The organism is Streptococcus sp. 4886 (genome assembly GCF_013276485.1).
Lineage (GTDB): Bacteria > Bacillota > Bacilli > Lactobacillales > Streptococcaceae > Streptococcus.
In genome coordinates, this window is the sequence record NZ_VMLD01000007.1 from 129,383 (window position 1) to 143,074 (window position 13,692).

General features: G+C 35.6%; 13 protein-coding genes and 1 pseudogene. 13 read left to right on the plus strand and 1 reads right to left on the minus strand.

The genetic code is table 11. From position 1 onward, the window contains the following. The first annotated feature begins 137 nt into the window (after nucleotides 1–137). The 13 genes from dnaN to HT679_RS03430 all read left to right on the plus strand — a co-directional run bounded on the left by dnaN (nucleotide 138) and on the right by HT679_RS03430 (nucleotide 13,354). On the plus strand, nucleotides 138–1,274 hold the full coding sequence (gene dnaN, locus HT679_RS03375) for a DNA polymerase III subunit beta (protein ID WP_050209154.1): 1,137 nt from the start codon (nucleotides 138–140) through the stop codon (nucleotides 1,272–1,274). 64 nt (nucleotides 1,275–1,338) lie between these two features. Further along, nucleotides 1,339–1,533 carry a DUF951 family protein gene (locus HT679_RS03380; protein ID WP_000285191.1) on the plus strand — a complete coding sequence of 65 codons (195 nt, stop codon included), beginning with the start codon at nucleotides 1,339–1,341 and terminating at the stop codon, nucleotides 1,531–1,533. 84 nt (nucleotides 1,534–1,617) lie between these two features. Next, nucleotides 1,618–2,733, plus strand: a complete 1,116-nt coding sequence (gene ychF, locus HT679_RS03385) for a redox-regulated ATPase YchF (protein ID WP_001218712.1) — start codon at nucleotides 1,618–1,620, stop codon at nucleotides 2,731–2,733. 72 nt (nucleotides 2,734–2,805) lie between these two features. Further along, nucleotides 2,806–3,375, plus strand: coding sequence for an aminoacyl-tRNA hydrolase (gene pth, locus HT679_RS03390; RefSeq protein WP_000163938.1), 570 nt, complete (start codon nucleotides 2,806–2,808; stop codon nucleotides 3,373–3,375). Further along, on the plus strand, nucleotides 3,376–6,885 hold the full coding sequence (gene mfd, locus HT679_RS03395; protein WP_173212979.1) for a transcription-repair coupling factor: 3,510 nt from the start codon (nucleotides 3,376–3,378) through the stop codon (nucleotides 6,883–6,885). A 57-nt stretch (nucleotides 6,886–6,942) separates the two neighbouring features. Next, on the plus strand, nucleotides 6,943–7,209 hold the full coding sequence (locus tag HT679_RS03400) for an RNA-binding S4 domain-containing protein (protein WP_001234978.1): 267 nt from the start codon (nucleotides 6,943–6,945) through the stop codon (nucleotides 7,207–7,209). Continuing rightward, nucleotides 7,202–7,570: a septum formation initiator family protein gene (locus HT679_RS03405; protein WP_000041912.1), complete on the plus strand. Its 369-nt coding sequence runs from the start codon at nucleotides 7,202–7,204 to the stop codon at nucleotides 7,568–7,570. Before HT679_RS03400 ends, HT679_RS03405 begins: the two co-directional genes overlap by 8 nt. Nucleotides 7,571–7,574: 4 nt before the next feature. Continuing rightward, the gene (locus HT679_RS11540; protein ID WP_000429334.1) at nucleotides 7,575–7,697 is read left to right on the plus strand and encodes an SP_0009 family protein; all 123 of its coding nucleotides are present in this window, start codon (nucleotides 7,575–7,577) and stop codon (nucleotides 7,695–7,697) included. Beyond that, nucleotides 7,690–8,958, plus strand: a complete 1,269-nt coding sequence (locus HT679_RS03410) for a serine hydrolase (protein WP_173212982.1) — start codon at nucleotides 7,690–7,692, stop codon at nucleotides 8,956–8,958. Before HT679_RS11540 ends, HT679_RS03410 begins: the two co-directional genes overlap by 8 nt. Next, complete coding sequence (gene tilS / locus HT679_RS03415) at nucleotides 8,955–10,232, plus strand: tRNA lysidine(34) synthetase TilS (protein ID WP_173212984.1); 1,278 nt, start codon at nucleotides 8,955–8,957, stop codon at nucleotides 10,230–10,232. The genes HT679_RS03410 and tilS overlap by 4 nt, the downstream gene beginning before the upstream one ends. 4 nt (nucleotides 10,233–10,236) lie before the next feature. Further along, nucleotides 10,237–10,779: a hypoxanthine phosphoribosyltransferase gene (gene hpt, locus HT679_RS03420; protein ID WP_000892175.1), complete on the plus strand. Its 543-nt coding sequence runs from the start codon at nucleotides 10,237–10,239 to the stop codon at nucleotides 10,777–10,779. A gap of 15 nt (nucleotides 10,780–10,794) precedes the next feature. Further along, the gene (gene ftsH, locus HT679_RS03425) at nucleotides 10,795–12,753 is read left to right on the plus strand and encodes an ATP-dependent zinc metalloprotease FtsH (protein ID WP_173212986.1); all 1,959 of its coding nucleotides are present in this window, start codon (nucleotides 10,795–10,797) and stop codon (nucleotides 12,751–12,753) included. Between the two features lie 121 nt (nucleotides 12,754–12,874). Further along, nucleotides 12,875–13,354 (plus strand): sigma-70 family RNA polymerase sigma factor, encoded by a 480-nt coding sequence (locus HT679_RS03430; RefSeq protein WP_173212989.1) that lies wholly within the window; start codon nucleotides 12,875–12,877, stop codon nucleotides 13,352–13,354. Between the two features lie 97 nt (nucleotides 13,355–13,451). On the opposite strand, the pseudogene HT679_RS03435 reads toward HT679_RS03430, so the two are convergent. Beyond that, nucleotides 13,452–13,692, minus strand: a pseudogene (locus tag HT679_RS03435) (IS30 family transposase); the annotation flags it as partial.

Sequence of the window (13,692 nt, forward strand, 5' to 3'; positions counted from 1 at the left end):
TTTATCTTTTTTATCCACATTTTTTAAACAAGCTAAAAAACTTGGTATGCCTTACTTTTAGTCTGTTTTCCACAGATTTCACAGACTCTATTATTACTATTATCCTTCTAATACTAAAAATAAATAAAGGAGAATCCATGATTCATTTTTCAATTAATAAAAATTTATTTCTACAAGCCTTAAATATTACTAAGAGAGCTATTAGCTCTAAAAATGCCATTCCTATTTTATCAACAGTCAAAATTGACGTGACCAATGAAGGTGTTACTTTAATTGGTTCAAATGGTCAGATTTCAATTGAAAATTTTATTTCTCAAAAAAATGAAGATGCTGGTTTGTTAATTACTTCTTTAGGTTCGATTCTTCTTGAAGCTTCTTTCTTCATCAATGTGATATCTAGTCTACCTGATGTAACTCTTGATTTTAAAGAAATTGAACAAAATCAAATTGTTTTAACCAGTGGCAAATCAGAAATTACCCTAAAAGGAAAAGATAGCGAACAGTACCCACGAATCCAAGAAATTTCAGCAAGCACTCCTTTGGTTCTTGAAACAAAATTACTCAAGAAAATTATCAATGAAACAGCTTTTGCTGCAAGTACACAAGAGAGTCGTCCAATTTTGACAGGTGTTCATTTTGTATTGAGTCAACACAAAGAGTTAAAAACAGTGGCAACAGACTCTCATCGTCTAAGCCAGAAAAAATTGACTCTTGAAAAAAATAGTGATGATTTTGATGTTGTCATTCCGAGCCGTTCTCTACGCGAATTTTCAGCGGTATTTACAGATGATATTGAAACTGTAGAGATTTTCTTTGCCAATAACCAAATCCTCTTTAGAAGCGAAAATATTAGCTTCTATACTCGTCTCCTAGAAGGAAACTATCCTGATACAGATCGCTTGATTCCAACAGACTTTAACACTACTATTACTTTTGATGTGGTAAACTTACGCCAGTCAATGGAGCGTGCTCGTCTTTTATCAAGTGCGACTCAAAATGGTACTGTGAAACTTGAAATTAAAGATGGGATTGTTAGCGCCCATGTTCACTCTCCAGAGGTTGGTAAAGTAAACGAAGAAATCGATACTGATCAGGTTACAGGTGAAGATTTGACCATTAGTTTCAACCCAACTTACTTGATTGATTCTCTTAAAGCTTTAAATAGCGAAAAGGTGACCATTAGCTTTATCTCAGCTGTTCGTCCATTTACTCTTGTGCCAGCAGATACTGACGAGGACTTCATGCAACTTATCACACCAGTTCGTACAAATTAAGTGAAAGAGGTTGAGCCTGGCTCGCCTCTTTTATGATATAATCGAAAAAGAAAAGGAGAGTAGTATGTATCAAGTTGGAAATTTTGTTGAGATGAAAAAACCACATGCTTGTACTATCAAGTCAACAGGAAAAAAAGCTAATCGTTGGGAAATTACACGTGTAGGAGCAGATATCAAAATAAAATGCAGTAATTGTGAGCATGTTGTCATGATGGGGCGCTATGATTTTGAGCGAAAAATGAATAAAATTATTGACTGAGAACCCTTAGTTAGAGGGTTAGCAAGTTTTCCCTTTTTGTGTTATAATATTAGGGATTGAAATGAAAACGGAGAACGAGAAAATATGGCTTTAACAGCAGGTATCGTTGGTTTGCCAAACGTTGGTAAATCAACACTATTTAATGCAATTACAAAAGCAGGAGCAGAGGCAGCAAACTACCCATTTGCGACTATTGATCCAAATGTTGGAATGGTGGAAGTTCCAGATGAACGTCTACAAAAATTGACTGAAATGATTACTCCTAAAAAGACAGTGCCAACAACATTTGAATTTACAGATATTGCAGGGATTGTAAAAGGAGCTTCAAAAGGAGAAGGGCTAGGGAATAAATTCTTAGCCAATATTCGTGAAGTAGATGCGATTGTTCACGTAGTTCGTGCTTTTGATGATGAAAATGTGATGCGCGAGCAAGGACGTGAAGACGCCTTTGTAGATCCACTTGCAGATATTGATACAATTAATCTGGAATTGATTCTTGCTGACTTAGAATCAGTGAACAAACGATATGCGCGTGTAGAAAAGATGGCACGTACGCAAAAAGATAAAGAATCAGTAGCAGAATTCAATGTTCTTCAAAAGATTAAACCAGTCCTTGAAGATGGAAAATCAGCTCGAACTATTGAATTTACAGATGAGGAACAAAAGGTTGTCAAAGGTCTCTTCCTGTTAACGACTAAACCAGTGCTCTATGTTGCTAATGTAGACGAGGATGTGGTTTCAGAACCTGACTCTATCGACTATGTTAAACAAATTCGTGAATTTGCAGCGACAGAAAATGCTGAAGTAGTCGTTATTTCTGCGCGTGCTGAGGAAGAAATTTCTGAGTTAGACGATGAAGACAAGCAAGAGTTTCTTGAAGCACTTGGTTTGACAGAATCAGGCGTTGATAAGTTGACTCGTGCAGCTTACCATTTGCTTGGACTGGGAACTTACTTCACAGCTGGTGAAAAAGAGGTTCGCGCTTGGACCTTCAAACGTGGTATGAAGGCTCCTCAAGCAGCTGGTATTATCCACTCAGACTTTGAAAAAGGTTTTATTCGTGCAGTAACCATGTCATACGATGATTTGGTGAAATATGGATCTGAAAAGGCCGTAAAAGAAGCTGGACGTTTGCGTGAAGAAGGAAAAGAATATATCGTCCAAGACGGCGATATCATGGAATTCCGCTTTAATGTCTAAAAAATTTAATGAATAGTATCAATTAGGTTGGAAAAAAATTCCAACCCTTTTGGCTTTTGAAAGGAAAAATAAATGACCAAATTACTTGTAGGCTTGGGAAATCCAGGAGATAAATATTTTGAAACAAAACACAATGTTGGATTTATGTTGATTGACCAACTAGCGAAGAAACAGAATGTCACTTTTACACATGATAAGATATTTCAAGCTGACCTAGCATCCTTTTTCCTAAATGGAGAAAAAATTTATCTTGTCAAACCAACGACATTTATGAATGAAAGTGGAAAAGCGGTTCATGCTTTATTGACTTATTATGGTTTGGATATTGAAGATTTACTCATCATTTACGATGATCTTGACATGGAAGTTGGAAAGATTCGTTTAAGAGCAAAAGGTTCAGCAGGTGGTCATAATGGTATCAAGTCTATTATTCAACATATTGGAACCCAAACCTTTAATCGTGTTAAGATTGGAATCGGAAGACCTAAAAATGGCATGTCAGTTGTTAACCATGTTTTGAGTACCTTTGACAAGGATGATTATATCGGTATTTTACAGTCTATTGACAAAGTTGACGACTCTGTAAACTACTATTTACAAGAGAAAAACTTTGAAAAAACGATGCAGAGGTATAACGGATAAATGGTGACCTTATTAGATTTATTCTCAGAAAATGATCAGATAAAAAAATGGCATCAAAATCTGACAGATAAGAAAAGACAATTAATGTTAGGTTTGTCAACTTCTACAAAAGCTTTAGCAATAGCTAGTAGTTTGAGACAGGAAGATAAGATTGTGTTATTGACGTCAACTTATGGAGAAGCAGAAGGACTTGTTAGTGATCTTCTATCTATCTTGGGTGAGGAATTTGTCTATCCATTTTTGGTAGATGACTCCCCTATGGTAGAATTTTTGATGTCTTCACAAGAAAAAATCATTTCACGGGTTGAAGCCTTGCGTTTTTTGACTGATTCATCTAAGAAAGGGATTTTAGTTTGTAATATCGCAGCAAGTCGATTGATTTTACCGTCTCCAAATGTATTCAAAGATAGTATTGTAAAAATCTCAATCGGTGAAGAATATGATCAACACGCGATTATCCATCAGTTGAAGGAAATTGGCTATCGAAAAGTTACACAAGTACAAACTCAAGGCGAATTTAGTCTTCGAGGAGATATTTTAGATATTTTTGAAATATCCCAGTTAGAACCTTGCCGAATTGAGTTTTTTGGTGATGAAATTGATGGTATCAGGTCATTTGAGGTCGAAACACAATTATCGAAAGAAAATCAGACAGAACTTACTATCTTTCCAGCTAGTGATATTCTTTTGAGAGAAAAGGATTATAAACGAGGTCAGTCAGCTTTAGAAAAACAAATTTCAAAAACGTTATCACCTATTTTAAAATCATACTTAGAAGAAATTTTTTCAAGTTTTTACCAAAAACAAGTTCATTTAGATTCTCGGAAATTTTTATCTTTGTGTTATGACAAGAGGTGGACTGTTTTTGACTATATTGAAAAAGATACCCCAATATTCTTTGATGATTATCAAAAATTAATGAATCAGTATGAAGTATTTGAAAGAGAATTAGCACAATACTTTACAGAAGAATTACAGAATAGTAAAGCATTTTCTGAGATGCAGTATTTTGCTGATACAGAGCATATCTATAAAAAACAGAGTCCGGTTACCTTTTTCTCTAATATGCAAAAGGGTTTAGGAAATCTCAAGTTTGATCAAATTTATCAATTTAATCAATATCCTATGCAGGAGTTTTTCAATCAATTTTCTTTTCTAAAAGAAGAAATTGAGCGATACAAAAAAATGGATTATACTATTATTCTGCAGTCTAGCAATTCAATGGGAAGTAAAACATTGGAGGATGTGTTAGAGGAATATCAGATTAAATTGGATTCTAGAGATAAGTCAAGAATCTGTCAAGAATCTGTAAACTTAATCGAGGGCAATCTCAGACATGGTTTTCATTTTGTAGATGAAAAAATTCTGGTGATTACTGAACATGAGATTTTTCAAAAGAAATTAAAACGTCGTTTTCGAAGACAACATGTTTCAAATGCAGAGCGCTTAAAAGATTATAATGAACTTGAAAAAGGGGACTACGTTGTTCACCACATTCATGGAATTGGTCAATACCTAGGAATTGAAACCATTGAAATCAAAGGGATTCACCGCGATTATGTTAGCGTCCAATACCAAAACGGGGATCAAATCTCTATCCCAGTGGAACAGATTCATCTACTGTCCAAATACGTTTCAAGTGACGGGAAAGCTCCTAAACTCAATAAATTAAATGACGGTCATTTCAAAAAAGCCAAGCAAAAAGTTAAGAACCAGGTAGAGGATATAGCTGACGATTTAATCAAACTTTATTCTGAGCGCAGCCAGTTGAAGGGTTTTGCTTTCTCAGCTGATGATGAGGATCAACATGCTTTTGATGATGCCTTCCCTTATGTTGAAACGGATGATCAACTTCGTAGTGTTGAGGAAATCAAGAGCGATATGCAGGCTTCTCAGCCAATGGATCGACTTTTAGTTGGGGATGTTGGTTTTGGAAAGACTGAAGTTGCTATGCGTGCAGCCTTTAAGGCAGTCAATGATCACAAACAGGTTGTCGTTCTAGTTCCGACAACGGTTTTAGCGCAACAGCACTATACAAATTTTAAGGAACGATTCCAAAATTTTGCAGTTAATATTGATGTGTTGAGTCGCTTTAGAAGTAAAAAAGAGCAGACTGAAACACTTGAAAAATTGAAAAAGGGTCAAGTTGATATTTTGATTGGAACCCATCGTGTTTTGTCAAAAGATGTTGTGTTTGCTGATTTGGGCTTGATGATTATTGATGAAGAACAGAGATTTGGTGTCAAGCATAAGGAAACCTTGAAAGAATTGAAAAAACAAGTGGATGTCCTAACCTTGACCGCTACGCCAATTCCTCGTACCCTTCATATGTCTATGCTGGGAATCAGAGATTTGTCTGTTATTGAAACTCCGCCGACTAATCGTTATCCAGTGCAAACCTATGTTTTGGAAAAGAATGAGAGTGTCATTCGTGATGCTGTTTTGCGTGAAATGGAGCGTGGAGGTCAAGTTTACTATCTTTACAACAAAGTTGACACGATTGACCAGAAGGTTTCAGAATTACAGGAGTTGATTCCAGAGGCTTCGATTGGTTATGTTCATGGGCAAATGAGTGAGATTCAGTTAGAAAATACTCTACTGGATTTCATTGAAGGTCAGTATGATATTTTAGTGACGACTACCATTATTGAGACAGGGGTGGATATTCCAAATGCCAATACTTTATTTATTGAAAATGCGGACCATATGGGCTTGTCAACCTTGTATCAGTTAAGAGGAAGAGTCGGTCGTAGTAATCGTATTGCTTATGCCTATCTCATGTATCGTCCAGAAAAATCAATCAGTGAAGTCTCTGAGAAGAGATTAGAAGCCATCAAAGGATTTACAGAATTGGGATCTGGATTTAAGATTGCTATGCGAGATCTTTCGATTCGCGGAGCAGGAAATCTCCTAGGAAAATCCCAGTCTGGTTTCATTGATTCTGTTGGTTTTGAATTGTATTCGCAGTTATTAGAGGAAGCTATTGCTAAACGAAACGGTAATGCTAATGCTAACACAAGAACCAAAGGTAATGCCGAATTGATTTTACAAATTGATGCCTATCTTCCTGATACTTATATTTCTGATCAACGACATAAGATTGAAATTTACAAGAAAATTCGTCAAATTGACAATCGTGTCAATTATGAAGAGTTACAAGAGGAGTTGATAGACCGTTTTGGAGAATACCCGGATGTAGTAGCCTATCTTTTAGAGATTGGTTTAGTCAAGTCATATTTGGACAAGATCTTTGTTCAACGTGTGGAAAGAAAAGATAATAAAATTACAGTTCAATTTGAAAAAGTCACTCAACGACTGTTTTTAGCTCAAGATTATTTTAAAGCTTTATCCGCAACGAACTTAAAAACAGGCATCGCTGAGAATAAGGGATTAATGGAGCTTGTATTTGATGTCCAAAATAAGCAAGATTATGAAATTTTAGAAGGTCTGCTGATTTTTGGAGAAAGTTTATTAGAGATAAAAGAGTCTAAGAAAGAAAATTCCATTTGATATTTTTCTTCTATAAAATAGATAAAAATGGTACAATAATAAGTTGAGGTAATAAGGATGAGATTAGACAAATATTTAAAAGTATCGCGAATTATCAAGCGTCGTACAGTCGCAAAAGAAGTAGCAGATAAAGGCAGAATTAAGGTGAATGGAATCTTGGCCAAAAGTTCAACGGATTTGAAAGTTAATGACCAAGTTGAAATTCGTTTTGGAAATAAGTTGCTACTTGTCAAAGTACTGGAGATGAAAGATAGTACAAAAAAAGAAGATGCAGCAGGCATGTATGAAATTATCAGTGAAACACGGGTAGAAGAAAATGTCTAAAAATATTGTACAATTGAATAATTCTTTTATTCAAAATGAATATCAACGTCGTCGCTACCTGATGAAAGAACGACAAAAACGGAATCGTTTTATGGGGTGGGTATTGATTTTGATTATGCTATTATTTATCTTGCCAACTTTTAATTTAGCGCAGAGCTATCAACAATTACTCCAAAGACGTCAGCAATTAGCAGACTTGCAAACTCAGTATCAAACCTTGAGTGATGAAAAGGATAAGGAGACAGCATTTGCTACCAAGTTGAAAGATGAGGATTATGCTGCTAAATATACACGAGCGAAGTACTATTATTCTAAGTCGAGGGAAATAGTTTATACGATTCCTGACTTGCTTCAAAGGTGATAAAATGGAAAATTTACTAGACGTAATAGAGCAATTTTTGAGTTTGTCAGATGAAAAATTGGAAGAATTGGCTGATAAAAATCAATTATTGCGTTTACAAGAAGAAAAGGAAAGGAAGAATGCGTAAATTCTTAATTATTTTGTTGCTACCGAGTTTATTGACCATTTCAAAAGTCGTTAGCACAGAAAAAGAAGTCGTCTATACTTCGAAAGAAATTTATTACCTTTCACAATCTGACTTTGGTATTTATTTTAGAGAAAAATTAAGTTCTCCCGTGGTTTATGGAGAGGTTCCTGTTTATGCAAATGAAGATTTAGTGGTAGAAACTGGAAAATTGACTCCCAAAACAAGTTTTCAAATAACTGAGTGGCACTTAAATAAACAAGGAATTCCGGTATTTAAGCTATCAAATCATCAATTTATAGCTGCGGACAAACGATTTTTATATGATCAGTCAGAGGTGACTCCAACAATCAAAAAAGTATGGTTAGAATCTGACTTTAAACTGTATAATAGTCCTTATGATTTAAAAGAAGTGAAATCATCCTTATCAGCTTATTCGCAAGTATCAATCGACAAGACCATGTTTGTAGAAGGAAGAGAATTTCTACATATTGATCAGGTTGGATGGGTAGCTAAAGAATCAACTTCTGAAGAAGATAATCGGATGAGTAAAGTTCAAGAAATGTTATCTGAAAAATATCAGAAGGATTCATTCTCTATTTATGTTAAGCAACTGACTACTGGAAAAGAAGCTGGTATCAATCAAGATGAAAAGATGTATGCAGCTAGTGTTTTGAAACTCCCTTATCTCTATTATGCGCAAGAAAAAATAAATGAGGGTCTTTATCAGTTAGATACGACTGTAAAATACGTATCAGCAGTTAATGATTTTCCAGGTTCTTATAAACCAGAGGGAAGTGGTAGTCTTCCTAAAAAAGAGGATAATAAGGAGTATTCTCTCAAGGACTTAATCACAAAAGTATCAAAAGAATCTGATAATGTAGCTCATAACATATTGGGATATTACATTTCAAACCAATCTGATGCCACATTCAAATCCAAGATGTCTGCCATTATGGGAGATGATTGGGATCCAAAAGAAAAATTGATTTCTTCCAAGATGGCTGGGAAGGTCATGGAAGCTATTTATAATCAAAATGGATTTGTGCTAGAGTCTTTGACTAAAACAGATTTTGATAATCAGCGAATTGCCAAAGGTGTTTCTGTGAAGGTAGCTCATAAAATTGGGGATGCGGACGAATTTGAGCATGATACGGGTGTTGTCTATGCAGATTCTCCATTTATTCTTTCTATTTTCACTAAGAATTCTGATTATGATACAATTTCTCAGATAGCTAAGGATGTTTATGAGGTTCTAAAATGAGGGAACAAGATTTTTTAAATCATTTTCTCAAGAAGGGATATTTCAAAAAGCATACTAAGGTGGTGCTAGCTCTTTCTGGTGGGTTAGATTCTATGTTTCTATTTAAGGTATTATCTACTTATCAAAAAGAGTTAGAAATTGAACTGATTTTAGCTCATGTGAATCATAAGCAGAGAGTAGAATCAGATTGGGAAGAACAGGAATTAAGGAAGTTGGCTGTTGAAGCTGGACTTCCTATTTATGTCAGCAATTTTTTAGGAGAATTTTCAGAAGCGCGTGCTCGACATTTTCGTTATGATTTTTTTCAAGAGGTCATGAAAAAGACAGGTGCGACAGCCTTAGTCACTGCTCACCATGCGGATGATCAGGTGGAAACGATTTTAATGCGTTTGATTCGAGGTACTCGTTTGCGCTATCTATCAGGAATTAAGGAGAAGCAAGTAGTCGGAGAGATAGAAATTATTCGGCCCTTCTTGCATTTCCATAAAAAAGACTTTTCACCAATTTTTCACTTTGAAGATACATCAAATCAGGAAAATCATTATTTTCGCAATCGTATTCGAAACTCTTACTTACCAGAATTAGAAAAAGAAAATCCTCGATTTAGGGATGCAATCTTAAGTATCGGTAATGAAATTTTAGATTATGACCTAGCTATAGCTGAATTATCTAATAATATTGATGTAGAAAATTTACAGCAGCTATTGTTTTACTCTGAGTCTACACAAAGAGTTTTACTTCAAACTTATCTGAATCGTTTTCCAGATTTGAATCTTACAAAAGCTCAGTTTGAAGAAGTTCGGCAAATTTTAAAAACTAAAAGCCAGTATCGTCATCCGCTTAAAAATGGCTATGAATTGATAAAAGAGTATCAACAGTTTCAGATTTGTAAAATCAGTCCGCAGGCTGATGAAAAGGAAGATGAATTTGTGTTACACTATCAAAATCAGGTATCTTATCAAGGATACACATTTTCCTTTGGAATTCCTTTAGAAGGTGAATCAATTCAACAAATACCTGTTTCACGCGAAACATCCATACACATTCGTCATCGAAAACCAGGAGATGTTTTGATTCAAAATGGGCATAGAAAAAAACTCAGACGTCTATTTATTGATTTGAAAATCCCTATGGAAAAGCGAAAATCTGCTCTGATTATTGAGCAATTTGGTGAAATTGTCTCAATTTTGGGAATTGCGACCAGTAATTTGAGTAAAAACACGAAAAATGATATAATGAACACTGTACTTTATATAGAAAAAATAGATAGGTAAAAAAATGTTAGAAAACGATATTAAAAAAATCCTCGTTTCACACGATGAAATTACAGAAGCTGCTAAAAAATTAGGTGCTCAATTAACTAAGGACTATGCAGGAAAAAATCCAATTTTAGTTGGGATTTTAAAAGGATCTATTCCTTTTATGGCTGAATTGGTCAAACATATTGATACACATATTGAAATGGACTTCATGATGGTTTCTAGCTACCATGGTGGAACAGCAAGTAGTGGTGTTATCAATATTAAACAAGATGTGACTCAAGATATCAAAGGAAGACATGTTCTATTTGTAGAAGATATCATTGATACAGGTCAAACTTTGAAGAATTTGCGAGATATGTTTATTGCAAGAGAAGCAGCTTCTGTTAAGATTGCAACCTTATTGGATAAACCAGAGGGACGTGTTGTAGAAATTGAGGCAGACTATACCTGCTTTACTATCCCAAATGAGTTTGTAGTAGGTTATGGTTTAGACTACAAAGAAAATTATCGTAATCTTCCTTATGTTGGAGTATTGAAAGAAGAAGTGTATTCAAATTAGAAAGAACAATTTTTAATGAAAAAACAAAATAATGGTTTAATTAAAAATCCATTTCTATGGTTATTACTTATTTTTTTCCTAGTTACAGCTTACCAGTATTTTAGTACAGGTAGTGTTGCAGGGAAAAGTGAGCAAATTAATTATACAGAATTGGTAAAAGAAATTACCGATGACAATGTAAAAGAATTAACCTACCAACCAAATGGCAGTGTTATCGAAGTTTCGGGTGTCTATAAAAATCCTAAAACAAGTAAAGAAGAAACAGGCATTCAGTTCTTTTCTCCATCTGTTACAACAGTAGAGAAATTTTCAAGTATTATTCTTCCCTCTGATACCACAGTATCAGAATTGCAAAAGCTTGCTTCTGATCATAAAGCGGAAGTAACTGTTAAGCATGAAAGTTCAAGTGGTATGTGGATTAATCTACTCGTATCCATTGTGCCATTTGGAATTCTATTCTTCTTCCTATTCTCTATGATGGGAAATATGGGGGGAGGCAATGGTCGTAACCCAATGAGTTTTGGACGTAGTAAGGCTAAAGCTGCAAATAAAGAAGATATTAAAGTAAGATTTTCAGATGTTGCTGGAGCTGAGGAAGAAAAACAAGAACTAGTTGAAGTTGTTGAATTCTTAAAAGATCCAAAACGATTTACAAAACTTGGAGCCCGTATTCCAGCAGGTGTTCTTTTGGAGGGACCTCCGGGAACAGGTAAGACTTTGCTTGCTAAGGCAGTTGCTGGAGAAGCAGGCGTTCCATTCTTTAGTATCTCAGGTTCTGACTTTGTAGAAATGTTTGTCGGAGTTGGAGCGAGTCGTGTTCGTTCTCTTTTTGAAGATGCCAAAAAAGCAGCACCAGCTATCATCTTTATCGATGAAATTGATGCTGTTGGTCGCCAACGTGGTGTCGGCCTCGGTGGAGGAAATGATGAACGTGAGCAAACCTTGAACCAACTCTTGATTGAGATGGATGGTTTTGAGGGAAATGAAGGGATTATCGTCATTGCTGCTACAAACCGTTCAGATGTACTAGACCCTGCCCTTTTACGTCCAGGACGTTTTGATAGAAAAGTATTGGTTGGTCGCCCTGATGTTAAGGGGCGCGAAGCAATCTTGAAAGTTCATGCTAAGAACAAGCCTTTAGCAGAAGATGTTGATTTGAAATTAGTTGCTCAACAAACTCCAGGCTTTGTTGGTGCTGATTTAGAGAATGTCTTGAATGAAGCAGCCTTGGTTGCCGCTCGTCGCAATAAATCGATAATTGATGCTTCAGATATTGATGAAGCAGAAGATAGAGTTATTGCTGGACCTTCTAAGAAAGATAAGACAGTTTCACAAAAAGAACGTGAATTGGTTGCCTACCATGAGGCAGGACATACCATTGTTGGTCTAGTCTTGTCGAATGCCCGTGTTGTTCATAAGGTTACAATTGTACCAAGAGGTCGTGCAGGTGGTTACATGATTGCACTTCCTAAGGAAGATCAAATGCTTCTATCTAAAGAAGATATGAAAGAGCAATTGGCTGGCTTAATGGGTGGACGTGTAGCTGAAGAAATTATCTTTAATGTCCAAACTACAGGAGCTTCAAACGACTTTGAACAAGCGACACAAATGGCGCGTGCAATGGTTACAGAGTACGGTATGAGTGAAAAACTTGGCCCAGTACAATATGAAGGAAATCATGCTATGTTTGGGGCACAGAGTCCTCAAAAATCAATTTCAGAACAAACAGCTTATGAAATTGACGAAGAAATTCGTTCATTATTAAATGAAGCACGAAATAAAGCTGCTGAAATCATCCAATCAAATCGTGAAACTCACAAGTTGATTGCAGAAGCATTATTGAAATACGAAACATTGGATAGTACACAAATTAAATCTCTCTATGAAACAGGAAAGATGCCTGAAACAGTAGAAGAGGAATCTCATGCACTATCCTATGATGAAGTAAAGTCAAAAATGAATGACGAAAAATAACCCTGAGAGAGGCTTGTCCTCTCTTTTTTTGTGCAGTTTAGACGGTGTAGGGAACAGAATGGGGAGAAATAACCAAATTAGCTTTTTGATTTGTTAAACTGTATTTAGAAAGGGGAAAAGAATGATTAAAGAATTGTATGAAGAAGTCCAGGGGAGTGTATATAAGTGTAGAAATGAATATTACCTTCATTTATGGGAGTTATCGGACTGGGATCAAGAGGGAATGATATGTCTACATGAATTGATTAGTAGAGAAGAAGAGCTGGCAGAAGATATTCCTCGTTTACGTAAATATTTCAAAACAAAATTCCGGAATCGAATTTTAGATTATCTCCGTAAGCAAGAAAGTCACAAACGGAGATATGATAAAGAGCTTTATGAAGAAGTGGGTGAGATAAGTCATCGTATAAGTGAGGGCGGTCTCTGGCTAGATGATTATTATCTCTTTCATGAAACACTAAGAGATTATAGAAACAAACAAACTAAAGATCAACAAGAAGAACTAGAACGCATCTTAAGCAATGAACGATTCCGAGGTCGTCAAAGCGTGCTAAGAGACTTACGTATTGTGTTTAAAGAGTTTGACATCCGTACCCATTAGGAATTCATGAAAAAACGGTAAATTCCCAAACTAAGTTCCACTGCTAATCCAAGTGGAAGTTAGTGTGAGACGTTTGAATGGGGTTAAAGATTAGTTTTTAGAACTTATGTTGGAGTAATGTAGACGACTGACAGACGTCTTCTGCAGGTATTTTAGAAATGCCGAGAAGCTTAGGAATTTCTTCTCCATAGGTAAATGCAAAGAGTTCATAGGCTGACTTTCCATTTAAAGCAGCACGTTTGACGCTGTTGACATGCGAACAAACGAGATTGATGTCCTCTTGAGTTAAGTTGTCAAAGGAAATTCCCTTTGTTAGGATGTCGCGAATCAGCGTGTGA